This window comes from Cupriavidus pinatubonensis, from assembly GCF_019602855.1.
Classification (GTDB): Bacteria; Pseudomonadota; Gammaproteobacteria; order Burkholderiales; family Burkholderiaceae; genus Cupriavidus; species Cupriavidus pinatubonensis.
This window is the reverse complement of sequence record NZ_CP080767.1, coordinates 968,504-994,326: the sequence shown is the minus strand read 5'-3', so window position 1 is coordinate 994,326 and position 25,823 is coordinate 968,504. Positions and strand designations below refer to the sequence as shown.

The following is a 25,823-nucleotide window of genomic DNA, read 5'->3' as shown; positions in this document are numbered from 1 at the left end:
TGCTTTAAAATGTCCGGTTTGCGGGCCAGCGCCCGCGTCACTTCCCATCCCGCCGCGCCGATGAAACAGTACCTCGACTTCATGCGCCATGTGTACGAGCATGGCACCGAAAAGGCCGACCGCACCGGCACCGGCACGCGCTCGGTCTTCGGCTACCAGATGCGCTTCGACCTGAGCCAGGGCTTCCCGGTGGTCACCACCAAGAAGCTGCACCTGAAGTCGATCATCCTCGAACTGCTGTGGTTCCTGCAAGGCTCGACCAATGTGCGCTGGCTGCAGGAGAACGGCGTCAGCATCTGGGACGAATGGGCCGACGAGAACGGCGAACTGGGCCCGGTCTACGGCTCCCAGTGGCGTTCGTGGCCGACGCCCGACGGCCGCCATGTCGACCAGATCACCGACCTGCTGAACCAGATCCGCGAGAACCCCGATTCGCGCCGCCTGATTGTCTCGGCCTGGAACGTGGCCGACATCCCGCGCATGAAGCTGCCGCCGTGCCATGCGTTCTTCCAGTTCTACGTGGCCGATGGGCGTCTGTCGTGCCAACTCTATCAGCGCAGCGCCGACATCTTCCTCGGCGTGCCGTTCAACATCGCCAGCTACGCGCTACTCACGCACATGATCGCGCAGCAGACCAGGCTGGACGTCGGCGATTTCGTCTGGACCGGCGGCGATTGCCATATCTACAGCAACCACTACGAGCAGGTGCAGACGCAGCTGTCGCGTGAGCCGCTGCCACTGCCGACGCTGAAGATCCTGCGCAAGCCGGACAGCATCTTCGACTACCGCTACGAAGATTTCGAGCTGGTCGGCTACCAGTCGCATCCCGCCATCAAGGCACCGGTGGCCGTATGACGTTGCTGACTCTCGTCGTCGCACGTGCCCGCAATGGCACCATCGGCCGCAACAACACGCTGCCCTGGCGGTTGCCCGAAGACCTCGCGCATTTCAAGCGGACTACCATGGGCGCGCCGATCATCATGGGTCGCAAGACCTGGGATTCGATTGGCCGGCCATTGCCTGGGCGGCGCAATATTGTCGTAAGCCGCAACGCGGATCTGAAACTGGAAGGCGCGGAAGTTGCCACCTCGCTGGAAGATGCGCAAAGGCTCTGCGTAGGCGTCGAACAGGTGTTTCTGATCGGCGGTGCGCAGCTCTATGCCGAAGCGCTGCCCAGTGCGGATCGGCTAGTCGTGACGGAGATTGATGCGGATGTAGAGGGCGATGCCTTCTTCCCCGCCATCGATCAGGCGAAATGGATCGAGACGTCGCGTGAAACGCATCATTCGGAAGCCAATGGCTTTGACTATGCGTTCGTGACGTATGATCGGCCGCCTTCCGGGGAAGAGTAAAAAAGGCCGGCCAGGCTCAATACGAAAGCAGGTGCGATCCGCACCTGCTTTTTTTTTCGCCTATGCCTCCAACGTGTTTTCGAGCGGCTGGAGCACGATGTGTCGCTGGTGCGCGAACAGGTAACGGCGATATGTTGGCCGCCATCGAACATGGCAGCACCATGCCGTGCTGGTCGCCAGCCGGCAGAAAACCCGATTTTCCTTTTGATTTCAGTGACTTGAGACGTCGAAGAAGATACTGGCGCGCCCTGGCACACCCCATGCGTATATGCCTGCGAGCGCAGCAAACGTGCTCCACCAAGCCAACCAAGCCAGCAAATCCAAGGAGTCCATCATGTCCCTGACCATCCAGAACCTGCCCGTCGAACAAGACCTCGACCACGCCAAGATGAGCGCCGTGCGCGGCGGCAGCCTGTTCCTGAACAGCGGCGTCAACGCCATCACCGGCGGTGGCGGCGTGTCGTTCGCCAGCCCGAACACGATCGTGGCGCCCGTCACGCAAGTCGATGCCTCGACCCGCACCAACATCGACATGAAGTCGGTCTCCAACATGCTGAACAACGTTGGCGGCATCGTGCAGGCCATGCAGCTCTAAGCCATCCGCGACCCCATTCATCCAATTCGATTCCAGGAGACCATCATGTCCTTGACCATCCAGAACCTTCCGCTCGAACAAGACCTCGACCGCGCCAAGATGGGCGCAGTGCGCGGCGGCAGCCTGTTCCTGAACAGCGGTGTCAATGCCATCACCAGCGCGGGCGGCGTGTCGTTCGCCAGCCCGAACACCATCGTGGCGCCCGTCACGCAGGTCGATGCCTCGACCCGCACGGACGTCGACATGAAGAGCGTGATGAACTCGATCAACAATGTGGGGGGCGTTGTCGCAGCTCTGCAGCACTGAGCCGCGAAGCAGGAACGGAGGAAAGGCGCGGAGAAGCCGGCGCAGTTCGGCGATCCGCCCCAAGCCCGGCCCGGCCGCCGTACGCCAGGGACAAAAAAAAGACCGCTCGTTTTTCGGGCGGTCTTTCTTTTCACTGGCTTGCGACGTACGCGATCAGTTGCCGGCGATGGTCATCTGTTCGATCAGGATGGAGCCGGTTTCCTTGGTACCGCGCACCAGCGAATCCGCGCCGATGGCAACGATCTGGCGGAACATCTCGCCCATATTGCCGGCGATGGTGATTTCTTCCACCGGATACTGGATCTCGCCGTTCTCGACCCAGTAGCCCGACGCGCCGCGCGAATAGTCGCCGGTCACGTAGTTCACGCCCTGCCCCATCAGCTCCGTCACCAGCAGGCCGGTGCCCAGCTTCTTGAGCATGCCGCGGAAATCGTCGCTGGCCGTAGTGAGATCGCTCGTCAGCGTCAGGTTGTGCGAACCACCCGCGTTGCCGGTGGTCTTCATGCCAAGCTTGCGTGCCGAGTAGGTCGACAGGAAGTAACCCTCCACCACGCCGTCGCGCACGACATCGCGTTCGCGCGTGCGCACACCCTCTTCGTCGAACGGCGCGCTGCCCATGGCACCCGGCACGTGCGGACGCTCGTGGATCTGGATATGCGGAGCGAAAACCGCCTTGCCCAGCGTGTCATGCAGGAAGGTGGACTTGCGGTACAGCGCGCCACCGGAAACCGCCTGCACGAATGCGCCGAGCAGGCCGGCGGCCAGCGGCGCCTCGAACAGCACGGGGCAGCGGCGCGTGGACAGCTTGCGCGCATTCAGGCGGGCCAGCGCGCGTTCAGCGGCATAGCGGCCGATGTCCTCGGGCACGGCCAGCGCCAGCGGCGAGCGCTTGGACGAGTACCAGTCGTCGCGCTGCATGCCGCCGCCGCTGCCGGCAATCGGCGCGCACGAGATGAAATGGCGCGAGTACGGATAGCCGCCGATGAAACCGCGCGTGGTCGCGAGCACGAACTGCGAATGCTGCGCCGATACGCTGGCGCCATCGCTGTTCTTGATGCGCGGCGATACGGCGAACGCGGCCGCTTCGGCCCGGCGCGCGATGTCGATGGCGCCCTCGGCATCGACCGTCCACGGATGGAACAGGTCGAGGTCTTGCGGGTTACGCTCCAGCAGCTCTTCCTCGGCCAGGCCGGCGCAATCGTCTTCAGCCGTGAAGCGGGCGATGTTGTAGGCCGCCTCGGCCGTGGCACGCAGCGCGGCCGGCGAGAAATCCGACGTGCTGGCGTTGCCGCGGCGCTTGCCGATCAGCACCGTGACGCCGACCACCTTGTCGCGGTTCTGCTCGATGGTCTCGACCTGCCCCTTTCGCACCGACACCGACAGACCGCTGCCTTCCGAGATCTCGGTCGCGGCATCGGTCGCCCCAAGCTCGCGTGCCACACGCAGCACATCGGCGGCCATCTCGCTGAGCTGGGCCTGGGTATGGGTGAAATGCGCGGTCTGTTCGGCGATGGAGTCCATGCTGGGCGGTGTCATCAAAAGTCCAAGCGGGAATCATAGCAAGATAAAATGCAGCCCATGACGCGAAATTCCCGTAATTCCCCCGGCTCCCGCTTTCCTGGCGCCTTTGCGCCGGAACCCGATATGGACGAGCCCAAAAGCAAGTCGCAGAAGAAACGCGACATGACCGCCCTGCAGGCCCTCGGTGCCGAGCTGGAAGCCCTGGCCAAGGACCGCCTGGCGCGCGTGCCGATGCCCGAGGCACTGGCCGACGCCATCCACGAAGCGCGGCGCACCACGAGCCATGAAGGCAAGCGGCGCCAGATGCAATTCGTCGGCAAGGTCATGCGTGGCCTCGAAGACGACGAGGTAGAAGCCATCCGCGCCGCACTCGAGGGCTTCAAGGGCACCAGCAAGGCCGAGACCGCACGCATGCACCTGATCGAACGCTGGCGCGAGCTGCTGCTGGCCGACGACGCCGCGCTCACCCGCTTCCTGGCCGAGCATCCCGGCACCGACGTGCAGACGGTGCGCAACATCATCCGCAGCGCCCGCCGGGAAAAGGAGCTGGGCAAGCCGCCGCGCTACTTCCGCGAGCTGTTCCAGGCCATCAAGGCCGCGCTGGATGAGAAGGACAGCGCCGCTGGCGAACAACCCCCGACCCCGGAGCCCGAGGCATGACGCAGACCACGCAACCGATCGCCCGCAACCACCCTGATGAACTCGTGGTGGCCTTCGTCTCGATTTCCGACCGCGCTTCGGCCGGCACCTATCAGGACGAAGGCATCCCCGCCCTGCGCGAATGGTTCGGCCGCACGCTGACCTCGCCGTGGCAAGGTGTAGAGCGGTTGATTCCGGACGAGCAGGCGCAGATCTCACGCACGCTGATCGATCTGGTCGATGTGGCCGGTTGCGACCTGGTGCTGACCACTGGCGGCACCGGCCCGGCGCGGCGCGACGTCACGCCCGAAGCAACGCTGGCCGTGGCCACCAAGGAAATGCCGGGCTTCGGCGAGCAGATGCGCCAGGTGAGCCTGCACTTCGTGCCGACGGCGATCCTGTCGCGCCAGGTGGCCGTGATCCGCGAAACGCCGAGCCGCGCCGCGCTGATCATCAACCTGCCGGGCCAGCCGCGCGCGATCCGCGAGACGCTGGAAGGCCTGCGCGACGATGCGGGCAAATCGGTGGTGCAGGGAATTTTTGCTGCAGTGCCATATTGCATCGACCTGATCGGTGGCCCATACATCGAGACCGACGAGAGTGTGGTCAAGGCCTGGCGGCCCAAGAACGCAATCCGCAGCAAGCCCGCCGCCTGAGCGGCAAGTCGCTGGGGCTCAGCGCAGCCCCAGATAGAGCCCCATCGGCACGAACAGGACGGCGGCGATATTGCCGAGCAGCACGATCGACGCCACCTGGTCCGGCTCCTGCCGGAAATGGTCGGCCACCAGGAAGTTCAGCACCGCCGGCGGCAGCGAGGCAAATACAAACAGCAGCCCGCGCTGCAGGTCGGTCATCGGCACCCAGTAAGCAAGCGGCAGCGCCACGGCAATGCCCGTGAGCGGACAAGCCACGGCCCCCACCAGCCCCATGCCCCAGTTACGCAGGCTCACGTCCTTCATGCGCACGCCCAGAGCGAACAGCATCAGCGGCACCGTCGCATCACCTAACAGCTTGATCGACTGGTAGACCGGCTCCGGCAGCGCGAACCACGGCCGCGCGAGCGACAGCCCGACGCCCGCCACCGTCGCCAATACCATCGGATTACGCGCGATCTGCGCGATCGACGCATGTCGGTTCACGATCTTCATGCCGATCGTGAAATGCATGAGGTTCGACGCCGCGAACAACGCCACCGCAGGCGCCAGTCCTGCTGGTCCAAAGGCAAAGACCGACAACGGCAAACCCATGTTGCCGCAGTTGTTGAACATCATCGGCGGCACGAAGGTGCGCGGATCGACGCGCAGCGCGCGTGCCACGAGCCACGCAAGTACGCCGGAGCCGAGCACCACGGCAATCGCGCAGGCCAGCAGCACGAGCTGGTCGGCCAGCACGAAGTCCTTGCTGACAAAGGCCGACACCACCAGCAGCGGCGCGATCACGTCCAACGTGGCGCGGTTGATGCCCGCCATGTCCGGATGCGCCTTGCGCCCGTACAGCCACCCCACCAGGATGATCAGGATGACCGGTGTGATGACCGAGACGATGCGGGCAAACATGGGGATGGCGGGACGGAAATCGGGCGGCCTGTGCGAGACAGGCGGGCGGCGTGACCGGCCGCGGGCCGGTCCGCCGGTTCTTGTTTATTGGGCGGAGCTGTCAGCGGCCGGTTCGGCAGGTGCAGCAGGTGCGGCGGGCGTAGCTGCCGTATGGCGGATAAAGTGCGTGCGGTAGTAGCGCAGTTCCTCGACCGATTCGAGAATGTCGGCGAGCGCCGTATGCAGCTGGCGCTTGACGAAACCCTTGTGGATGGCCGGCTCCCAGCGCTTGCACAGCTCCTTGAGCGTCGACACGTCAAGGTTCCGGTAGTGGAAAAAAGCTTCGAGCTTGGGCATGTAGCGCGCCATGAAGCGGCGGTCCTGGCAGATCGAGTTGCCGCACATCGGCGACTTGCTGGCCGGCACCCAGCGCTTGAGGAACGCCAGCAGCTCGGCTTCGGCCTGCTCTTCGGTCAGCGTGGAGGCCTTGACCTTGTCGATCAGGCCCGAGCGGCCATGGGTGCCCTTGTTCCAGTTGTCCATGCCGTCGAGCACGGCGTCGGACTGGTGGATCACCAGCACCGGGCCTTCGGCCAGGATGTTGAGTTCGGAGTCGGTCACGACGACCGCGACCTCGATGATGCGGTCGCTATCCGGCGACAGGCCGGTCATTTCCATGTCCAACCAGACCAGGTTGTTTTCACTCTTGACGGATTTGGCGGTGGATTGGCTTGTCATGTGGACTGCGGTGTCTGGCTCAAAGAAAAAGCGCCGCGGAAGGCCCGCGCGTGCGAACAACTTATAATTCTCGCATATCCGTCCGCCGTGGCAGCGCGCAGTGCACCTGTACCGCACATGCGCCGTCTCTGTGGATAACCTGCGCAGCGTCAACCACATATGGTCGCCGCTGCGTCCCCGACAAGGCTTTTGCCGATGTTCACGCTTATTTTCCTCGCCGCGCTGGTCGTCATGGTGCTGACCAAGCTGTGGCTGGCGGCCCGCCAGGTCCGCTATGTTGGCCAGCACCGCAACGCCGTGCCGCCCCGCTTTGCCGATACCATCGCGCTGCCTTCGCACCAGAAGGCAGCCGATTACACCATCGCCCGAACGCGGCTGTCGATGCTCGAAGTGCTGGCCGGCGCCGCCGTACTGATCGGCTTCACCATGCTCGGCGGCCTGCAGTGGCTGAACCAGTTCTGGCTCGACATGTTCGGTCCCGGCTACGCGTACGGCGTGGCGCTGATCGCCAGCGTCGCGCTGATCGGCGGGCTGGTGGACCTGCCCTTCTCGCTGTACGGCCAGTTCGGTATCGAAGAACGCTTCGGCTTCAACAAGATGACCTTCGGCCTGTGGCTCGCCGACATGGTCAAGATGCTGCTGGTCGCGTGCGTGCTGGGACTGCCGCTGCTGCTCGCGGTGCTCTGGCTGATGGACCGCACCGGCAGCCTGTGGTGGGTGTGGACATGGCTGGTATGGATGGCGTTCAACCTGTTGCTGCTGATCGTGTTCCCGACGTTCATCGCGCCGCTGTTCAACAAGTTCGAACCGCTCACCGATGAGTCGCTGCGCCAGCGCATCGAGGCACTCATGAAGAAGTGCGGCTTCGCCAGCAAAGGCCTGTTCGTGATGGATGGCAGCAAGCGCAGCGCGCATGGCAATGCCTATTTCACGGGTTTCGGCGCGGCCAAGCGCATCGTGTTCTTCGACACGCTGCTCGCGCGCCTGTCCGGCGACGAGATCGAGGCCGTGCTGGCCCATGAGCTCGGCCACTTCAAGCGCCGCCACGTGGCCAAGCGCATTGCCGTGACGTTCGCGCTGAGCCTGGTGTTCCTGGCATTGCTCGGCTGGCTTTCGACGCGCACGTGGTTCTATACGGGGCTCGGCGTGGCGCCGAACCTTGGTGTCTCGAACAGCGCGCTGGCGCTGGTGCTGTTCTTCCTGACGCTGCCGGTGTTCACGTTCCTGCTCGGGCCGTTGTCGAGCCAGTCGTCGCGCAAGCATGAGTTTGAAGCCGATGCCTTTGCCGCCGACCAGACCAATGCGGGCCACCTGGTCTCGGCACTGGTCAAGCTGTACAAGGACAACGCCTCCACGCTGACCCCCGACCCGCTCTACAGCGCCTTCTACTACTCGCACCCGCCCGCCGCGCAGCGGATCGACCGGCTGCTGGCGCACGCATGAGCCGCACCGGACGACACCGCAATGCCGGCGGTAATTCCGGCACAGGCAAAGCCGCCGCCGAAGGCGCCCTGGTCATCGCCGCGCATGGCCGCCACTACGTGGTGGAACTGGCCGATGGAACGCACATGCACGCGTTTCCGCGCGGCAAGAAGAGCGAGACCGCCGTCGGAGACCATGTCAGCGTCGAACGCACAGCAGTCGATCAGTGCGTGATCACGGCCGCCACCGCGCGCAAGAACCTGCTGTACCGCTCGGACCAGTTCAAGTCCAAGCTGCTCGCGGCCAATATCGATCAGGTCATCATCGTGCTGGCGACCGAACCGGGCTTCTCCGAAGACCTGCTCGGGCGTGCGCTGGTGTCGGCCGAGGCGATGGAGATCCGACCGCTGATCCTGCTCAACAAGACCGACCTGCCCGATCGCCTCGATGACGCGCGTCGTCGGCTCGCCCTGTACCGGAACCTCGGCTATGACACGGTCGAGATGTCGGTGCACGGCGACCCGGCCCATGCACTGGCCGCGCTGCAGCCGCGCCTGGCCGGGCTGTCGAGCATCCTGATCGGGCAGTCGGGCATGGGCAAGTCGTCGCTGCTAAACCTGCTGATTCCGGGCGTCGAAGCGCAGACGCGCGAGATCTCGGCCAAGCTCGATTCCGGCAAGCACACCACCACGTTCACGCGGCTTTATCACCTGCCGCACGAATGGGGCAACGTCGACGGCCGGCAGGGCTACCTGATCGATTCGCCGGGCTTCCAGGAATTCGGCCTGCACCACCTGAGCGAAGGCATGCTCGAGCGCGCGTTCCCGGAGTTCCGGCCGCGCCTGACCGAATGCCGCTTCTACAACTGCCACCACATCAACGAGCCGGGCTGCGGCGTGCTTGCGGCGGTGGAGGCCGGCGGCATCGCGGAGCGCCGCCACGAGCTCTACACGCAGCTGCTGCACGAATCCAGCCAGCAAAAGCCCTGGTAGCCGTGGTAAGGTGGCTGCACCTGCATTGCCGGTGCGCTGCCGATGAAACTGCTGCTGTCCGCCACCTCGCTCGTCCACGCGGCGCATTGCCGGAACGTGCTGCGGGCCGCGGGCATCCGTGCGGAGCTGCGCAATACGTGGCTCGCAGGCGCGATCGGCGAAATCCCGTTCCGCGAAAGCGCGCCGCAGGTCTGGATTCTCGATGACAACATGGAAGCGCAGGCCTGGGCTGCGCTGAAGGCGGCGGCGGAACCGCCGCCGGGACCGTACTGGCAGTGTGGTCACTGCCACGAATGGCACGAGCCGCAATTCGGCGCCTGCTGGCGCTGCGGCACTGCCAGGGACCAAAACTAGACGCCGCTCAGCCTACCCACAGCGCCAGCGACAGCATCGCCAGCAGCAGCATCCACAGCACGACCGCGCGCCACACCAGCCCCACCGCCGACTGCAGCGTGCGGACATTCGGTTCGAAACCAAACTCGGGCGCCGACGGTTCAGGGCCGCTGTCGTCTTCCATGCCGGGCGCATAGTCGATCGCCGGGCCCGCCGCCATGCTGGTGCGCAGCACGACGCTGGAATCATCCTCGGGCAGCGGCGCGCCCAGCCGCACACCCAGCGCCCCGCCGCCGCTTGCGAGCAGGATGCCGTTGACGGCGTCGTTCCACTTGCGCGCATGGTTGCGCCACGCATACACGGCATCCTCGAAATTGCCGACGATGGCAAAGCCGATCGCCGTCAGGCGCGAAGGCACCCAGTCGAGCAGGTAAAACGCCCGCGCAGCAAAGCGGCCCAACGCGGGGCTGCGCTCGGCCGACGGCAGGTTCCACTGGCGACTCAGGAATTCGGCTGCGCGGTACAGCACCACGCCACCGGGACCGATCGGCACCAGGAACCAGAAGAACACGCCGAACACGTGGCGATGCACGGCCACGATCGCGGCTTCGAGCGTGTGGCGCACGATCTCGGTCACCGGCATCTCGATCGTGTCGATGCCGGTCCACTCATGCAGCAGCGCGCGCGCGGCGAGCAGGTCGTCGCGGTTCAGCGCCTCGTGGATATCCGTGAAATAGTGGCTGAACTGGCGAAATCCCAGCGTCATGTAGAGCACCAGCACGTTCCACGCAAGGGTCAGTGCGATGCTGATCGACGCGAGCAGGTAGTGCACCACCATCACGGCAAGCGTAAGCGGCAACACCACCGTGAGCCAGGCCAGCGCCGCGTCGCGCGGGCGGCCGGTATCGAACGCGTGCTCGGCGCGGTCACCGAGCGCCCGCACGATCTCGTGGATCGGGTTGTTGCGGCCCAGGGCGCGGAACTGCTCAGCGATCAGCGCCAGGAGAACAGATACAAAGGTCATCTCGATGCTGGGTGACGAATGGCCCGGTAACGCACGGGCCGGTAACAGGGGCGACAACCAGCGGGCGATGTGCCGGGCCGGTCGCAAATGCATAGCAAGAAGATAGCACAGCGGTACTTGCTGGACGACCGCACCGCGGCAAAAGACAGAAAGCCCGCCGGCATACGCCGGCGGGCTTTCATCAGGCCAAGGCACGGTAACTGCTACCGCGCGCGATTGCCTGTGGATCAGGACAGGTCAAACACCAGCACTTCAGCGCCTTCTCCCTGCGTCAGCGCTACGGCATCCACGGACTCGAGCTTGGCTGCATCGCCAGCCTCCAGCGGCTTGCCATTGACCACGACCCGGCCGCGTGCCACGTGCACATAGGCACGACGTCCCGGAGCCAGCGCCAGCGTGGCGGATTCGTCACCGTCAAACAAGCCGGCATACAGGCGCACGTCCTGATGCACCACGACCGAACCGTCGGCGCCGTCGCTGCTCGCCACCAGGCGCAGGCGGCCACGCTTGTCGGCTGCCTCGAAGCGCTTTTCCTCATAGCCGGGTTCGATGCCGGTGCGGTCCGGCACGATCCAGATCTGCAGGAAGTGCGTGGTGTCGTGCGCGGCATGGTTGTACTCCGAATGCCGCACGCCGGTACCGGCGCTCATGCGCTGCACATCGCCCGGGCGGATCACGCTGCCGTTGCCGATGCTGTCCTTGTGCGCAAGCTCGCCTTCCAGCACGTAGCTGATGATTTCCATGTCGCGATGGCCATGGGTGCCGAAACCCATGCCCGGCGCGACGCGGTCCTCATTGATCACGCGCAGCGGCCCGAACTGGATGTGCTGCGGATCGTAGTAGTCGGCAAAGGAGAACGAGTGATACGACTTCAGCCAGCCATGATCTGCGTAACCGCGTTCTTCAGACTTTCTGATTTCAATCATTTTGATGGCCCTCCTTGTGACCCTGGATTACCAGTACCAAGCGGCAGAGTGCTGTGGGACTGGGCGTTTGCTTACGATGCTAGGAAGTTTAGGCGCAGTGGCGTATATTAAACGGCATCGCCTTAGAAGCACTCGTTCAGAATTTCTGAATATGCCACTCTCCCTCGAATCCCTCGAAGTCCTGGACGCCATCGAGCGCAAGGGAAGCTTCGCCGCCGCCGCCCACGAGATGGGCAAAGTGCCGTCGGCACTGACCTACGTCGTACGCAAACTCGAAGAGGACCTCGACGTCCTGCTGTTCGACCGGCGCCGGCACCGCGCAGAACTCACGCCGGCGGGCCGTGCGCTGCTCGACGAAGGCCGCCATCTGCTGCACGCCGCGGATGACCTGGCGCGCCGCGTGAAGCGCCTGGCCACCGGATGGGAAGCCACGCTCACGATCGTGGTCGACGACCTGATCAACTTCCGCGCGCTGCTGCCCGTCGTCCAGGACTTCTACGCCGAGAACACGGCCACGCGTCTGCGCTTCGCCAAGGAAGTGCTCGGCGGCTCGTGGGACGCACTGGTCAGCAACCGTGCCGACCTGGTGATCGGCGGCGCCTATGACGCGCCGAGCACGCAGGGCTTCCAGATCCGGGCGCTGGGCAGCATGCCGTTCGTCTTCGCCGTGGCCGCGCATCACCCGCTCGCGACCGAAGAAGGACCGCTGACCACCATCCAGATCGCCAGGCACCGGATCGTGGCCGTGGGCGACACCTCGCGCAACCTGCCCGCGCGAACGCATGGTGTGCTAGCCGGCCAGGACGTGCTGGTCGTGCCGACCATGCGCGACAAGCTCGAAGCGCAGATCCGCGGCCTTGGCTGCGGCTGGCTGCCGGCGCCTATGGCACAGCCCCATATCGAGAGCGGCGTGCTGCAGGCCCGCGAGACCGTCGAGGTGCGCGCACCCGGCAACTTCAAGGTGGCCTGGCGCACCAGCAATCGCGGCAAGGCGCTGCAATGGTGGGCCGACAAGCTGGAAGACCCGCGACTCGCACAGGCGCTGCTGCAGCAGCAACCCGAGCTGGGCGGTTAAGGCGCGACTGAGCGGGAAATACACGCATGACAGTATCCGCCGGCCGCTACCGCGGCCGCTTCGCCCCCTCGCCCACCGGTCCGCTGCACATGGGTTCGCTGGTGACCGCGCTGGCCACGTGGCTGGATGCGCGCGCGCATGGCGGCCAGTGGCTGGTACGGATCGAGGACATCGACTATCCGCGCTGCGTGCGCGGTGCCGACATTGAGATTCTGGAGACGCTGGAACGGCTGGGACTCGTGCCCGACGAACCGCCGGTCTGGCAAAGCCGGCGAGAGGCGCTATACGCCGACGCGCTGCATCGGCTGGATGCCGCAGGCCAGCTCTACCCGTGCGGCTGCTCGCGCAAGGAGATTGCCGATTCGCTGCTGCATGTGCGCGAACGGCACCAGACGCTCGGCTATCCGGGTACATGCCGCCACGGGCTCAATGGCAAGTTGCCCCGCGCGTGGCGCGTGCGCGTGCCGGACGGACCGGCCGCCACCATCTGCTTCGATGACCGCTGGCAGGGCCGGCAATGCCAGGACCTGGAAACGGAAGTGGGCGACTTCGTACTGCGCCGCGCCGACGGGCTATGGGCGTACCAGCTGGCGGTGGTGGTCGACGACGGCCTGCAGGGCATCACGCACATCGTGCGCGGCGCCGATCTGCTCGACTCCACGCCACGCCAGATTCACCTGCAACACCTGCTCGGATTGCCGACGCCCAGCTATTTGCACGTGCCTGTGGTCGTCAACGCGATCGGCGAAAAATTGAGCAAACAGAGTGGCGCGCAGGCGATCGACACCAATGCGCCACTCGATGCGTTGCGAGCGGCCGGGGATCACCTCGGGCTACGGAATGACGGGAACGATGTGAAGGCGTGGCTCGAACGCGCCACCGGGGACTGGCTGCAGCGCCTGGCGACGCTGCCCGCCGCGGCCGGGCGCTGATTCACAGCCCGGCTTCACGGCATTTCACTAAAGGACGATCAGGACTTGCGCGGCGCGCCGCCGAGCAATGCGGCAACCGGCCGCTTGGGCGCCTGGCGGCCACGCGACAGGGCCGCGGCAATCATTTCGTCGGCGGGCTTGGCCGAGGCGCTGTTCGGGCTGGGCTCGTACGGACGCGAGAAGAATGGGTCGTCCGACGGGCGGAACGCGGAGCGCGAACCGCCGTGGTCGTGGCGGCGACGGCGGTCTTCCCCCTCACCGTCACCATTGCCGCGCGCACGGCGCACGTCGGTGCGCTGACGGCGACGATCAGAGTCTTCCTGGCGGGCCTTTTCGCCGGTCGGGTCAAAGCCTTCGAGCGTACCGCGCGGCACGCTTCGCTTGATCAGCTTCTCGATATCGGTCAGCAGGCGTTCGTCGCCCGGCACGAAGATCGACAGCGCGTCACCGCTGGCGCCGGCGCGGCCGGTACGGCCGATGCGGTGCACGTAGTCTTCGGCGCTGAACGGCAGGTCGAAGTTGATCACGCACGGCATGTCGGCGATGTCGAGGCCGCGTGCGGCCACGTCAGTCGCCACGAGTGCGTCGATGGTGCCGTTCTTGAAACCTTCGAGCGTCTGCATGCGCTCGGTCTGCGTCTTGTCGCCGTGGATCGCGGCAGCGTTGATGCCTTCGCGTTCCAGGTGACGCGCCAGGCGCGAGCAGCCAATCTTGCTGTTGACGAACACGATGCACTGTTTCGACAGGCCCTGCTCCGCACGCTGGCGCAGCAGGTGCACCACGGCGGCCTGCTTCTGGCCGTCTTCCACCTGGTACACCATCTGGCGCACGTTTTCGTTGGTGGAGTTGCTGCGCGCCACTTCGATCGTGACCGGCTGCTTCAGGTAGCTGGCGGCCAGGCGCTTGATCTCGGGCGAGAACGTGGCCGAGAACAGCAGCGTCTGGCGCTGCGCCGGCAGCAGGTTGATGATGCGCTGCAGGTCCGGCAGGAAGCCCATGTCGAGCATGCGGTCGGCCTCGTCCAGCACCAGCATCTGCACCTGCGACAGGTTCACCGACTTCTGCTGCACGTGGTCGAGCAGGCGGCCCGGCGTGGCCACAAGGATTTCCACGCCACGGCGCAGCGCGTCGGTCTGCGGGTTCATGTCCACGCCGCCGAACACCACCGTGCTGCGCAGGTCAGTGTGCTTGGCGTAGCGGGCGACGTTGTCATAGACCTGGTCGGCCAGTTCGCGCGTAGGCGTGAGCATCAGCGCACGCACCGGGTGGCGCGCCGGCGAGGCGCTGGCGCTCGCCATCGGCAACAGGCGCTGGATGATCGGCAGCGCGAAACCGGCGGTCTTGCCGGTGCCGGTCTGTGCCGCGCCCATCACGTCCTTGCCGAGCAGCACCACCGGAATGGCCTGCGCCTGGATCGGCGTGGGCTTGGTGTAGCCTTGTTCGGACAGCGCGCGCAGGATGCGCGCGTCCAGGCCGAAGCTCTCGAACGTCTGCTCGGCTGCGTTCTGGTCAGGTAGGGTCGTAGTTGTCATGGTATCGGGGTGTGGCGGGAGGCGAACCCGGCACAAACGGATACGCGTCTGGAACTCATCTCGCCTTGCTGGAGGCCAGATCCGGCGCGGATCCTGGCACGGCAATGCCTTTGACGGCATTTGCCTAAGCGAATCAAAGACTTAGATTCTAGCATTTCTGCCGCCGTACTGAAACAGGTCGGCAAGGCGGCACTGCGCACAGCAGGGTTGCACAGTTCAGTATCGGTGTCACGGATTTCAACAACGTGTCACATGAGGCTGCGATGATGTGCGCACCAGTCCGCCAGCCATGGCAACCCGCGATGGCTGTTCCGGGCGCTTGCCACCTACACGGCAACACACCGAACTCTTACCACCGAACAATGGATCTGGACTTCCTTCGCCAGGCGCGTGACCGCTTCCTGATGACTTCCACCGCCTTCCTCGGCCTGGCTGGCACGCCGGCCCAGGCCGCGCTGCCGGCCAGCGCCGCCAGCCAGCCGGAACGCAGCCCGCAACTGCCGGCCTGGCCGTTCGCGCACCAGGCGCTGCCGACAGCAGCCTGAGCGACAGGCAGGAGGCCAGGACCGCTGGGGTAACTTGCAGGCGCGCTGAGCGGCTGGTCCCGCGCTAATGCATAGGCGTGCCTGCCAGCAAACGCTACCGCAGCGATTATTTCAGGCGACGCCCCAGCGTCTCGGGCACCAGCGCCAGACCGACCAGCGACACCAGACCGCAACCGATCACGTAGAGCGCCGGTGCATTGGCATCACCAGTGATCTGGATCAGACGCGTCGAGAAATACTGCGCAAAGCCGCCGAAGATGGCAATCGCCACGCAATACGCGATCGACAAGCCGGTGGCGCGCAGACGCTTCGGCAGCACCTCGCTGACCAGCACCATCGACGCGGGCGAGGTCATCGACATCGGCACCGACAGGCAGGCCACCACGACCAGCAGACGCGCCAGCGAAGGCTCGGCGTTGATCAGCACGAAGGCCGGGTACACCATCACCAGCAGCGCGACGCGCGACCACAGCACCACTGTCTTGCGGCCGACGCGGTCGGCCAGCCAGCCGGCGAACGGCGACAGCACCACCTGCACCGCCGCCGCGATGCAGCCTGCCCAGATGCCCAGCGACAGCGGCATCTTCAGCACGCTCACGGCGTAGTTGCTGAGGTAGTAGATAACGATATAGGTCGACGAGGCCAGACCGATCATCAGCAGGACGCTTGCGAGCACTTCGCGTGCATGCTGGCGCAGCAGCGGCCATTGCGCAGCGTGTTCGCCTCGGTGCAAAGGCTCTGCAGTTTCTTCCAGCCGACGACGGATCAACAGGCCTACCGGAATGACCAGAATGCCGATCAGGAACGCAAGGCGCCAGCCCCACGATTCCAGCTCGGCCGGCGCCAGCACATTGCTGAGCACCAGGCCCGTGATTGCCCCCATCAGCGCCGCCAGGCCCTGGCTGAACGGCTGCCACGCGGTATAGAAGCCGCGCGTACGGTCATCGGCGTATTCGAGCAGCAGCGCGGTCGATGCGCCCATCTCGCCGCCAATGGCAAAGCCCTGCACCAGCCGCGCGATCACCACCATGGCCGGCGCGAAGATGCCGATTTGCGCATACGACGGCGTCACCACGAAAATCAGCGAGCTCAGGCCCATCAGCCACAGTGTTAGCGCCACGGCCGGCTTGCGCCCGGCGCGGTCGGCGTACATGCCGATCAGCAAGCCGCCGAGCGGACGCATCAGGAAGCCGACGCCGAACGTGGCGAACGACATCAGCAGCTGGCCGGTCGGGTTGTCGACCGGGAAATACAGCCGACCGATCAGCGTGGCAAAGAAGCTGTAGACGACGAAATCGTAGAACTCCAGGCCGTTGCCGATGGTGATGGCGGCAATGGCGCGCGCGCGGGACAGCTGCGGCTGCGGCGCCGCGATCGCCGCGCCGGCGGTGGTGTCGATGGACATGGGTGTCTCCGTGAATGGGATAGCAGCGACCGGGCGCACGCGAGGTAACCCGGTCATCAGTACGGCTCTTGCGGCCGGCTCGGTCGCGCTTTACTTGCGCAGCATCGGCAGGTCCAGGCCCTGCTCTTGCGCGCAGTCGATGGCGATCTGGTAGCCAGCATCGGCATGGCGCATCACGCCGGTGGCAGGATCGTTGTTCAGCACGCGGGCAATGCGCGCGGCGGCTTCATCGGTGCCGTCGCAGACGATCACCACGCCCGAATGCTGCGAGAAGCCCATGCCGACACCACCACCGTGGTGCAGGCTCACCCAGGTCGCGCCGCTCGCGGTGTTGAGCAGCGCATTGAGCAGCGGCCAGTCAGAGACGGCGTCCGAGCCGTCCTGCATGGATTCCGTCTCGCGGTTCGGGCTCGCGACCGAACCGGAGTCGAGGTGATCACGACCGATCACGATCGGTGCCGACAGCTCGCCGCTGCGCACCATCTCGTTGAATGCGAGACCCAGCTTCGCACGCAGGCCCAGCCCGACCCAGCAGATCCGCGCCGGCAGGCCCTGGAAGCTGATGCGCTCGCGCGCCATGTCGAGCCAGCGGTGCAGGTGCTCGTCGTCGGGAATCAGTTCCTTGACCTTGGCGTCGGTCTTGTAGATGTCCTGCGGGTCGCCCGACAGCGCAGCCCAGCGGAACGGGCCGATGCCGCGGCAGAATAGCGGGCGGATATAGGCCGGCACGAAACCCGGGAAATCGAAGGCGTTGTCGACGCCCTCTTCCTTGGCCATCTGGCGGATGTTGTTGCCGTAGTCGAAGGTCGGCACGCCCCTCTTCTGGAAGTCCAGCATGGCCTTCACGTGGGCGGCCATCGACGCCTTGGCGGCCTTCACCACCACGGCCGGCTCGCGCTGCGCGCGCTCGCGGTATTCGTCCCAGCCCCAGCCCGCCGGCAGGTAGCCGTTGAGCGGGTCATGCGCGCTGGTCTGGTCGGTGACCATGTCCGGACGCACGCCACGGCGCACGAGTTCGGGCAGCACTTCGGCGGCGTTGGCGCACAGCGCGATCGAGATCGCCTTGCCTTGCGAGGTATAGCGGTCGATGCGGGCCAGCGCGTCGTCCAGGTCCGTGGCCTGTTCGTCGACATAGCGCGTCTTCAGCCGGAAATCGATGCGGCTCTGCTGGCATTCGATATTCAGCGAGCACGCGCCGGCCAGCGTCGCGGCCAGCGGCTGCGCCCCGCCCATGCCACCGAGGCCCGCGGTCAGCACCCAGCGGCCCTTGAGGCTGCCACCGTAATGCTGGCGGCCCGCCTCGACGAAGGTTTCATACGTGCCCTGCACGATGCCCTGGCTGCCGATGTAGATCCACGAACCGGCGGTCATCTGGCCGTACATGGCCAGGCCCTTGGCGTCGAGTTCGTTGAAGTGTTCCCAATTAGCCCAGTGCGGCACCAGGTTGGAATTGGCGATCAGCACGCGCGGCGCGTCGCGGTGCGTGCGGAAAACGCCAACCGGCTTGCCCGACTGCACCAGCAGCGTCTCGTCATCTTCCAGGCGGGTCAGCACCTCGACGATGCGGTCATAGCATTCCCAGTTGCGCGCGGCGCGGCCGATGCCGCCGTAGACCACCAGTTCCTTCGGGTTCTCCGCGACCTCGGGATCGAGGTTGTTCATCAGCATGCGCAGCGGCGCTTCGGTCAGCCAGCTCTTGGCGGTCAGCTTGTTGCCACGCGGGGCACGGATTTCGATATCGCGGAAACGGGGGTTCTCACTCACGGCACAACTCCTTCGGAATTTCGGAACAACTGGCCCACGGCACGGCCAGAAAACGTCATCTGATAGGGATGTATAGTGTTGTATATACAAGCATAGATGTATTGGGGTATTCCCGAGGACTAGCAGAGATCTATGCCTGGAAGTGACTGCGCCCGGACTTGGCCGGGCGCGAGGGTCGACTAGTAACGCGGGGTCAGGAAGTGAAGCGCCCTTCCAGCCGATGCATCGACCCTGGATGCAGCAGGCGCACTGACGTCACGACGCGGTTGCCCGACCATGTGCGCCGGCGGATCAGCAGGCATGGCTCACCGCGATCGATCTGCAGCAGCGCGCATTCGTCGGGCGTGGCCAGAACGGCTTCGACCACGTGCTCGCCCTCCGTCAGCGGTGCCACGCGTGACAGGTATTCGTAAGGCGTCTGGCGCGTGAAGTCCTGCTCGAGGTAATCGGCCGCGACAGTCGGGTTGACGTAGCGGTCCTCTAGCTGGATCGGCACATCGTCCTCGTAGTGCACGATCACCGTGTGGAACACGCGCTGGCTCTCGCCCACGTCTAGCGCGGCCGCACGCGCGGCGCCCGCGACCTCCTCGCTGCTCTTGACCACCCTGGCATGGTGGCGGCGGCCGCGCGCCGCGATTTCCTCGGCGATGTTATTGACCGCATACAGCGCGGAGTTGCGCTTGGGCTCCGCGACGAAAGTGCCCACGCCTTGCATGCGCACCAGCATGCCGTCGGCAGTCAGCTCGCGCAGCGCGCGGTTGACCGTCATGCGGCTCACGCCGAGTTCTTCGACAAGCTCGGTTTCGGACGGCACGCGGTGATGCGGCGGCCAGCTGCCATCGGCAATCTTGCTGCTGATGAACTGCTTGACGCGCGCATAGAGCGGTGCTGGCAACGTGTCGGACAGCCCGGCGGTGGGCTGGCCCGGCTGTGCGGTGGCTTGAGACAAAACTGTTTCCCGTTGAGGCTGGCGCCGCCGGCAATCCTGCCGCGGCGACCGCTGGACTTGTATAGGGCGGTGTTTACATCATCGGCGAATGTACCACGCGGCGCACCCCGCTCAACCGGTCGCCAGCTTCCTGAGTGCCGCGGGCTGCAGCAGTTCCACCTGCCGGTAGTGGCGGCGTATCCAGCCCGCCTCTTCCCACGCCTGCAGATACTTGGCCACGGTCTGGCGCGAACGGTTGACCATGTCGCCGAGGTCTTCGGCCGACACGCGCACCACGTGGTCGGTGCGGTCGGCCAGTTCCAGCAGCCGCGCAGCCATGCGCGCATCGACAGGCGCCTGCTGCGCATGTTCGGTATGGTCGAACGCCACGCGCAGCCGTGCGCACATCTGCTGCACGATCAGGTGCATGCCTTCCGGATGCGCAACCAAGATGCGGTCGAAGTCGCGGCGGCCCAGCACCAGCAGTTCAGTGCTGCCGACGGCAAACGCGTCATGCGTGCGCGGCTTGCCGTCGAGCAGCGAGATCTCGCCGAACCACCGGCCGCGCCCGATCACCGAATAGACTGATTCGCGCCCGCTCGCGCTGACGCGGCTCATGCGCACGCGCCCCGCCAGCACCATGCAGAAATACGTAGGCGGATCGCCGCGCGCAAAGATCATGTCGCCGTCACCGAAGCGCTGGCGACGCGCCGCCTTCTGCACGGCATCGAGCACGCGGGCTGGCGCATTGCGCAGCCACCCTGTCGTGATCACGCTGCGCGGCAGCGCCTTGCCGGAATCCACGGCTTTCACATCACCCCTCCCGCTGGCCAAAGCGAGATTGTCCAATACTTAACAGACTTGCGCAGGCACGCGGGCGCAGAATGCCACCGCACTCACGATACAGAACACACCCCCGGAGGCATTCACATGGCGCAAGTACAACTCGTCGATTCCGTCAGGACCCGCGTTTCCGCGGCGGAATGGCAGATGCGCGTCGACCTGGCGGCGGCCTATCGCCTGGTCGCGCATTTCGGCTGGGACGACTTGATCTTCACGCACATCTCGGCACGCGTGCCCGGCGCGCCGGACCAGTTCCTGATCAATCCGTACGGCATGCTGTTCGACGAGATCACGGCGTCGAGCCTGGTCAAGGTCGACCATCACGGCGAGCCCGTGCTCGACACGCCGTACGACGTGAACCCGGCCGGCTTCATCATTCACAGCGCCGTGCATGAAGCCCGCCCGGAAATCGCTTGCGTCATGCATACGCACACGCCGTACGGCGTGGCGGTGTCGGCCCAACAGGCCGGCCTGCTGCCGCTCTCGCAACAGGCCATGTTCGCGCGCATGGGCCTGGCCTATCACGACTACGAAGGCGTGGCGCTGCGCGAGGACGAGAAGGCTCGCCTGGTCGCCGACCTCGGCCGCAGCAAGCAAATGATCCTGCGCAACCATGGCCTGCTGACCTGCGGCCGCGCGGTGTCCGACGCGTTCCTGACGATGTACACGCTGGAGTCGGCCTGCCGCATCCAGATCCTCGCGCAGAGCGGTGGCTCGGCGCTGACCACGGTGCCGGAATCCGCCAGCGCCGACGTCGGCGAACAAGCGCGCCAGGCGACCAAGGGCAAGGGCTCGGGCCTCGCATGGCCGGCGCTGCTGCGTCGCCTGGATCGTATTCAACCCGACTTCCGGAACTGACATGGGCATCCTCGTACATCTGCCATCGTTCATGGCCGGCGCCATTGGCGCCGCACTGCGCGAAGCCGCGCCCGACATCCCGGTCTGGATCGGCCGCGAGAACGCGCCCGCCGACGAAGTCGAAGCGATCATCGCCTGGGGCCTGAAGCCCGGCGTGCTGCCCGCTTACCGCAACCTGCGCCTGATCTGCAGCGCCGCGGCCGGCGTCGACAAGCTCGTGAGCGCGCCCGATCTGCCCGAAAGCATGCCAGTCACGCGCGTGGTCGATCCCGGCCAGCAGACTGGCATCGCGCATTACGTGCTTGCGATGGCCCTGCGCCATGCGCGTCGCCTCGGAACTTATGCCGAGCAGCAACGCCGTGGCGAATGGAAGCGCCACCCTGCCCCCGACCTCGCGCACTGCCGCGTGGGCGTGCTTGGCATGGGCGAGATCGGCAGCGCCGTGGCGCGCACGTTCGCGTCCATCGGCTTTCCGGTGGCGGGATGGAGCCGCAGTGGCAAGGGCATTCCGGGCGTGACCGACTACACCGGTGCCGAGGGCCTGTCGGCCATGCTCGCGCAGACCGATATTCTCGTCTGCACGCTGCCGCTGACGCCGCAAACCCACGGCCTGCTCAATCGCGAGACGCTGTCGCAGTTGCCCGCGGGCGCGTTCTTTATCAACGTCGGCCGGGGCGAGCATCTGGTCGAGCCCGACCTGATCGCGCTGATCGACGCAGGCCATCTGGCCGGTGCGGCGCTCGATGTGTTTTCGAAGGAGCCGCCGGAGCCCGGCGATCCGGTGTGGAACCATCCGCGCATCGAAGCGACGCCACACATTGCGTGCGATCCGTCGTATGAACTGGTCGCGCAGCAGTGCGTGGAGAACGTGCGGCGGATGCGGGATGGCAGGGAGTTGTTGAACCTGGTCGATCGGGCGGCGGGGTACTGAAGCACACGGCAGCCCCGAGCGGGGCTGCGTGTCAGGCCGTCGATGCCTGCCGCACCATCCAGTTGCGGAATGCGCGCGCTGCTGCCGGCTCCATGCGATCGCGCGGCCAAACCACGTAGTAGCCCCCGCCCAGGCTCGCGCTCGCTTCGCAGGCACGCACCAGCAGGCCGTCGCGCAGGCATCCGTCGATCATATGCCGCCAGCCGAGCGCGATGCCCTGACCTTCTATCGCCAGTTGCAGCAGGATCGGATACTGGTTCGATGTCAGAAACGCGCGCGGATTCGCGTCATGCACGCCCTGGTGGGCAAACCATGCTTGCCATGACATCCATTGCCGCTGGCCGTCGTCGAGCATCAGCAAGGTCTCGTTGACCAGCGCCGACGGGGCCAGAGCGCGCCCACCGAGATAGGCTGGCGCGCACACGGGAAAGACTTCCTCGCCATATAGGCGCCGTGCCGCAAAGCCCGCCGGTGGACCTTCGCGCAAGTAGTACAGGCCAATATCGAATTCCGCGGCGGACAGCGACGCAAGGCTGTCATTGACGATCAGCCGCAACTGGATCTCCGGGTGCGCTGCGCGGAACGATGCCAGACGCGGTGTCAGCCACAGCACGGCCACCCCCGTGGAGCACGCCACAGTCAGGGCGGTGTGGCTGCGCACTTTCATCACGTCTTCGGTCGCTTCGGCGCAACCGACCAGCAAACGCTGCACAACCTCTGCATAGCGCTGGCCGCTGACCGTCAGCCGCAGCGCGCGCGGCTCGCGGATGAACAGCTTGCGTCCGAGAAAGCTCTCGAGCTGGGCGACCTGGCGGCTGATCGCGCTTTGCGTCAGGTGAAGCTCCGCCGCGGCACGGGTGAAGCTGCCATGCCGCATCGCGGCTTCGAAGGCGACAAGGTTAGGCAGGGGCGGTAGCGGGGAGATGCGCATGGAAGCTTCCGGTCGCTGAAGTCGCCATGATAGACCGCGAATACGACGCAAAGGGAGAGGAAAGCGTGAGCGAATGAGCCCGGCTCCGGCACGTCCGCCGGGACCGGCCCTAGCAATCAGTTCGCGCGACGGTGAATACGGCCGGCTTGCATCACGACGCTGAGGTGTTCCCCCTGTCCGGCGATCAGGCCGATATCGTGTAACGGATTGCCATCCACGAGCAGCAGGTCGGCCGTCGCCCCGGCCCGCACGGCACCGAGTTCGCCGTCGCGCTGCAGGATGGCCGCGGCGATCGAGGTCGCCGAACGGATCGCCTCGAGGTTGCCGAGCAGTTCGGCACGAATGCGGAACTCTTCGGCCTGGTGGTCGTGCATCTCGCCGAGCAGGTCCGAACCGTAGCCCATCGGCACGCCGGCGTCGGCATAGATGCGCAGCGACTCGCGCCCCGCCTGGCGCACGGTCTCGATCTTGGCAACGGAATCGGCAGGCAGGCCCAGGCGCGCGCCATCGCGTGCGAGCGCATCATAGGTGACCAGCGTCGGAACGACGAAGGCGCCATGCCTGCGCATTTCCTCCGCGGCGGCTGGGTCGACCAGATTGCCGTGTTCGATGGTACGCACGCCGCAGCGCACGGCACGCGTGATGGCACGGCCGGTGTAGGCGTGGGCCATCACATAAGTCTGCGCGGCCTCCGCTTCGGCCACGATGGCCCGGATCTCGTCCTCGCTGTACTGGGTATTGCCGATCGGATCGGTCGGAGACGCCACGCCGCCCGAAGCCATGATCTTGATCTGGGTGGCACCCTTCTGGATCTCTTCGCGCACCGCCAGGCGCACCGCGTCGACACCATCCGCAACCCGCGCGATGGCCCCGGCGCGGAATGCGCACGAGCAAGGCTCCAGCACGTCAGAACGCGGACGGAAGTCGCCATGGCCGCCGGTCTGCGACAGCGCCTTGCCGGACGGAAAGATCCGCGGTCCGGGCACCAGGCCAGTGGCCACCGCCTGCGACAGGCCCCAGTCGGCGCCCCCGGCATCACGCACCGTGGTGAAGCCACGGTCGAGCATGCCCTTCATGATCGGCAAGGCGCGGATGGCGACCAGTACGTTGGGCTGCACCGCGTTCAGGCCCAGGTTTGCCAGCGACGCGAGCACGTGCACATGGCAGTCGATCAGGCCCGGCATCACGGTCTTGCCACGCGCATCGATGCGCTGTGCGTTGGGCGCATCGATGGCCGGGCCGACCGCGACAATACGCTCGCCCTCGACGAGGACATCATGGCCGCGCAGCAACTCGCCCATGCCGGGGTCGAGCACGTCGCCGCCGTGAAAGAGGATCTGTGGAATCTGGGTCATATCAGCGTTGTTGCAGGTAAGCGGGTTCACGGACAAGGCGCGTGCCGGCCAGGCTGATGGCGGCCGCGATCATGACGTAGATTGCGGGCGCCATGCTGCTGCCCGTGGTAGCAATCAGCCACGTGATGATGAACGAGGCAAAACCACCGAAGATCGTCACCGCGAAGTTGTAAGCCACCGACAGGCCGGTTGACAGCACGCGCGCCGGGAACAGCTCCGAGAATGCGGCCAGAATCGGGCCGGTATAGGCAGCGATCAGGATGCCGAACACGAGCTGGAAAACCAGCAGCGACGACAGCCCCGGCACATGATTGATGTACGCGAACATCGGCCAGGCCAGCACCAGGATCAGCAGCGCCGATCCGCTCAGCAGTGCGCGCCGGCCGATGCGGTCCGCGAGCCGGCCGACCAGCGGTGCGAACAGCATGATCGTGCAGCCACCGACCATGCCCGCGACAAAGCCGTCCGACTGCGGCACGTTCAGCACCTTGACGGCATAGGTCGGCATGTAGAACAGCAAGACGTAGGTGCACACCGTCCAAAGGATCACCATCGAAAAGCTGGCCAGCGTTTCGCGCGGGTAAGCCTGGAACACCTCCTTCAGCGGCGAGTCGGCGCGTTCGTCTGTTTCGCGAAAGGTCGGGGTCTCGTCGAGATGATGGCGGATGTAGTAGCCCACCGGCCCGATGACGATGCCAAGCAGGAACGGCAGGCGCCAGCCCCAGCTGTTGAGCGCTTCAGGACTCAGCGAACGCGTGACGAAGGTGCCGACTGCCGCGCCAAGCAGCACGGCCACGCCGATGCTTGCCTGGATCCAGCTCGAGTAGTAGGCGCGCTCGCGTTCCGGCGCATACTCGGTCAGGAAGGCCGTGGCGCCGCCCATCTCGCCGCCGGCGGAGAAACCTTGCAGCAGGCGCGCCACCACGATCAAGAGCGGAGCGAAGATCCCCATCTGCTCGTAGGTCGGCGCGATGCCGATCAGCGTGGTGCCCAGCGCCATCAGCAGAATCGTCATCGACAGCGCGGCCTTGCGGCCGACACGGTCAGCATAAATGCCGAGCACGATGCCGCCGACAGGACGCATGAAGAAGCCCACACCGAAAGTCGCCACGGCGAGTAGTAGCGAGCTAAGGTCATTGCCGGTCGGAAAGAACAGCTTCGCGATGATGATTGCGAAGAAGCTGTAGACGGTAAAGTCGAACCACTCCAGCCCATTGCCGATCACCGTGGCGATGATGGCGCGGCGCCGTTGGGCGGGCGCGATGACAGCTGCGGACCGGGCCGGAGCCGTCGATGAATAGGTGGCGGTGGCGCTCGTTGGCGTGGCGCTGTTGTGCATGG

General features: G+C 65.7%; 27 protein-coding genes. 14 read left to right on the top strand and 13 right to left on the bottom strand.

Annotation, left to right across the window (positions count from 1 at the left end):
* Positions 1–60: 60 nt before the first annotated feature.
* From K2O51_RS17070 to K2O51_RS17055, 4 genes are all read left to right on the top strand, one after another.
* Positions 61–855, top strand: coding sequence for a thymidylate synthase (locus K2O51_RS17070; protein ID WP_140950929.1), 795 nt, complete (start codon positions 61–63; stop codon positions 853–855).
* Positions 852–1,352, top strand: coding sequence for a dihydrofolate reductase (locus K2O51_RS17065; protein WP_140950928.1), 501 nt, complete (start codon positions 852–854; stop codon positions 1,350–1,352). Before K2O51_RS17070 ends, K2O51_RS17065 begins: the two co-directional genes overlap by 4 nt.
* A 334-nt stretch (positions 1,353–1,686) precedes the next feature.
* Entirely contained in the window at positions 1,687–1,947 is a 261-nt protein-coding gene (locus K2O51_RS17060; RefSeq protein WP_140950927.1) for a hypothetical protein, read from the top strand.
* A gap of 45 nt (positions 1,948–1,992) precedes the next feature.
* Complete coding sequence (locus K2O51_RS17055; RefSeq protein WP_011297096.1) at positions 1,993–2,253, top strand: hypothetical protein; 261 nt, start codon at positions 1,993–1,995, stop codon at positions 2,251–2,253.
* Positions 2,254–2,406: 153 nt separating this feature from the next.
* Here K2O51_RS17055 and pmbA read toward each other — a convergent pair whose 3' ends face one another.
* Positions 2,407–3,774, bottom strand: a complete 1,368-nt coding sequence (pmbA, locus tag K2O51_RS17050; RefSeq protein WP_041679854.1) for a metalloprotease PmbA — start codon at positions 3,772–3,774, stop codon at positions 2,407–2,409.
* Between the two features lie 57 nt (positions 3,775–3,831).
* Between pmbA and yjgA the strand changes: the two genes are divergently transcribed.
* Positions 3,832–4,434 (top strand): ribosome biogenesis factor YjgA, encoded by a 603-nt coding sequence (yjgA, locus tag K2O51_RS17045; RefSeq protein WP_272956350.1) that lies wholly within the window; start codon positions 3,832–3,834, stop codon positions 4,432–4,434.
* Positions 4,431–5,069 (top strand): molybdopterin adenylyltransferase, encoded by a 639-nt coding sequence (gene mog, locus K2O51_RS17040; RefSeq protein ID WP_140950926.1) that lies wholly within the window; start codon positions 4,431–4,433, stop codon positions 5,067–5,069. Before yjgA ends, mog begins: the two co-directional genes overlap by 4 nt.
* Positions 5,070–5,087: 18 nt before the next feature.
* On the opposite strand, the gene K2O51_RS17035 is transcribed toward mog, so the two are convergent.
* Both K2O51_RS17035 and orn read right to left on the bottom strand, forming a co-directional pair.
* Positions 5,088–5,969: an AEC family transporter gene (locus tag K2O51_RS17035; RefSeq protein WP_140950925.1), complete on the bottom strand. Its 882-nt coding sequence runs from the start codon at positions 5,967–5,969 to the stop codon at positions 5,088–5,090.
* Positions 5,970–6,053: 84 nt separating this feature from the next.
* Complete coding sequence (orn, locus tag K2O51_RS17030; protein WP_011297091.1) at positions 6,054–6,686, bottom strand: oligoribonuclease; 633 nt, start codon at positions 6,684–6,686, stop codon at positions 6,054–6,056.
* 195 nt (positions 6,687–6,881) lie between these two features.
* Between orn and K2O51_RS17025 the strand changes: the two genes are divergently transcribed.
* From K2O51_RS17025 to K2O51_RS17015, 3 genes are read left to right on the top strand one after another with little or no spacing between them, the layout of a single operon-like run.
* A complete protein-coding gene (locus tag K2O51_RS17025; RefSeq protein WP_140950924.1) occupies positions 6,882–8,129 on the top strand; it encodes a M48 family metallopeptidase in 1,248 nt (415 codons plus the stop codon).
* A complete protein-coding gene (rsgA, locus tag K2O51_RS17020; protein ID WP_011297089.1) occupies positions 8,126–9,100 on the top strand; it encodes a ribosome small subunit-dependent GTPase A in 975 nt (324 codons plus the stop codon). The genes K2O51_RS17025 and rsgA overlap by 4 nt, the downstream gene beginning before the upstream one ends.
* A gap of 42 nt (positions 9,101–9,142) precedes the next feature.
* A complete protein-coding gene (locus tag K2O51_RS17015; protein ID WP_011297088.1) occupies positions 9,143–9,454 on the top strand; it encodes a putative signal transducing protein in 312 nt (103 codons plus the stop codon).
* Between the two features lie 7 nt (positions 9,455–9,461).
* Here K2O51_RS17015 and K2O51_RS17010 read toward each other — a convergent pair whose 3' ends face one another.
* Together K2O51_RS17010 and K2O51_RS17005 are read right to left on the bottom strand one after the other, a co-directional pair.
* Positions 9,462–10,457 (bottom strand): CobD/CbiB family protein, encoded by a 996-nt coding sequence (locus K2O51_RS17010; protein WP_140950923.1) that lies wholly within the window; start codon positions 10,455–10,457, stop codon positions 9,462–9,464.
* Between the two features lie 227 nt (positions 10,458–10,684).
* The gene (locus K2O51_RS17005) at positions 10,685–11,383 is read right to left on the bottom strand and encodes a pirin family protein (RefSeq protein WP_220631422.1); all 699 of its coding nucleotides are present in this window, start codon (positions 11,381–11,383) and stop codon (positions 10,685–10,687) included.
* 151 nt (positions 11,384–11,534) lie between these two features.
* Between K2O51_RS17005 and K2O51_RS17000 the strand changes: the two genes are divergently transcribed.
* Together K2O51_RS17000 and gluQRS are read left to right on the top strand one after the other, a co-directional pair.
* Entirely contained in the window at positions 11,535–12,458 is a 924-nt protein-coding gene (locus K2O51_RS17000; protein WP_041679518.1) for a LysR family transcriptional regulator, read from the top strand.
* A gap of 26 nt (positions 12,459–12,484) precedes the next feature.
* Complete coding sequence (gluQRS, locus tag K2O51_RS16995; RefSeq protein WP_011297084.1) at positions 12,485–13,390, top strand: tRNA glutamyl-Q(34) synthetase GluQRS; 906 nt, start codon at positions 12,485–12,487, stop codon at positions 13,388–13,390.
* Positions 13,391–13,428: 38 nt separating this feature from the next.
* On the opposite strand, the gene K2O51_RS16990 is transcribed toward gluQRS, so the two are convergent.
* Entirely contained in the window at positions 13,429–14,922 is a 1,494-nt protein-coding gene (locus K2O51_RS16990) for a DEAD/DEAH box helicase (RefSeq protein WP_140950922.1), read from the bottom strand.
* A gap of 362 nt (positions 14,923–15,284) precedes the next feature.
* Here K2O51_RS16990 and K2O51_RS16985 point away from each other — a divergent pair, with 362 nt between their 5' ends.
* The gene (locus K2O51_RS16985; RefSeq protein ID WP_041679517.1) at positions 15,285–15,467 is read left to right on the top strand and encodes a hypothetical protein; all 183 of its coding nucleotides are present in this window, start codon (positions 15,285–15,287) and stop codon (positions 15,465–15,467) included.
* A 106-nt stretch (positions 15,468–15,573) separates the two neighbouring features.
* On the opposite strand, the gene K2O51_RS16980 is transcribed toward K2O51_RS16985, so the two are convergent.
* The 4 genes from K2O51_RS16980 to K2O51_RS16965 form a co-directional block, all read right to left on the bottom strand.
* Entirely contained in the window at positions 15,574–16,872 is a 1,299-nt protein-coding gene (locus tag K2O51_RS16980; protein ID WP_220631421.1) for an MFS transporter, read from the bottom strand.
* Positions 16,873–16,962: 90 nt separating this feature from the next.
* On the bottom strand, positions 16,963–18,636 hold the full coding sequence (hutU, locus tag K2O51_RS16975; RefSeq protein WP_220631420.1) for a urocanate hydratase: 1,674 nt from the start codon (positions 18,634–18,636) through the stop codon (positions 16,963–16,965).
* Between the two features lie 193 nt (positions 18,637–18,829).
* On the bottom strand, positions 18,830–19,585 hold the full coding sequence (hutC, locus tag K2O51_RS16970; protein WP_011297079.1) for a histidine utilization transcriptional repressor HutC: 756 nt from the start codon (positions 19,583–19,585) through the stop codon (positions 18,830–18,832).
* 111 nt (positions 19,586–19,696) lie between these two features.
* Positions 19,697–20,377 (bottom strand): Crp/Fnr family transcriptional regulator, encoded by a 681-nt coding sequence (locus K2O51_RS16965; protein ID WP_011297078.1) that lies wholly within the window; start codon positions 20,375–20,377, stop codon positions 19,697–19,699.
* A gap of 117 nt (positions 20,378–20,494) precedes the next feature.
* Here K2O51_RS16965 and K2O51_RS16960 point away from each other — a divergent pair, with 117 nt between their 5' ends.
* The gene (locus K2O51_RS16960; protein ID WP_140951728.1) at positions 20,495–21,265 is read left to right on the top strand and encodes a class II aldolase/adducin family protein; all 771 of its coding nucleotides are present in this window, start codon (positions 20,495–20,497) and stop codon (positions 21,263–21,265) included.
* Position 21,266: 1 nt separating this feature from the next.
* Complete coding sequence (locus tag K2O51_RS16955; protein WP_140951730.1) at positions 21,267–22,196, top strand: 2-hydroxyacid dehydrogenase; 930 nt, start codon at positions 21,267–21,269, stop codon at positions 22,194–22,196.
* A gap of 31 nt (positions 22,197–22,227) precedes the next feature.
* Here the strand turns inward: K2O51_RS16955 and K2O51_RS16950 are convergent, their stop codons facing one another.
* The 3 genes from K2O51_RS16950 to K2O51_RS16940 form a co-directional block, all read right to left on the bottom strand.
* Positions 22,228–23,127 (bottom strand): LysR substrate-binding domain-containing protein, encoded by a 900-nt coding sequence (locus tag K2O51_RS16950; RefSeq protein WP_011297075.1) that lies wholly within the window; start codon positions 23,125–23,127, stop codon positions 22,228–22,230.
* Positions 23,128–23,243: 116 nt separating this feature from the next.
* Positions 23,244–24,482: a metal-dependent hydrolase family protein gene (locus K2O51_RS16945; RefSeq protein ID WP_140951732.1), complete on the bottom strand. Its 1,239-nt coding sequence runs from the start codon at positions 24,480–24,482 to the stop codon at positions 23,244–23,246.
* A 1-nt stretch (position 24,483) separates the two neighbouring features.
* Positions 24,484–25,821: an MFS transporter gene (locus K2O51_RS16940; RefSeq protein WP_140951734.1), complete on the bottom strand. Its 1,338-nt coding sequence runs from the start codon at positions 25,819–25,821 to the stop codon at positions 24,484–24,486.
* Positions 25,822–25,823 lie beyond the last annotated feature (2 nt).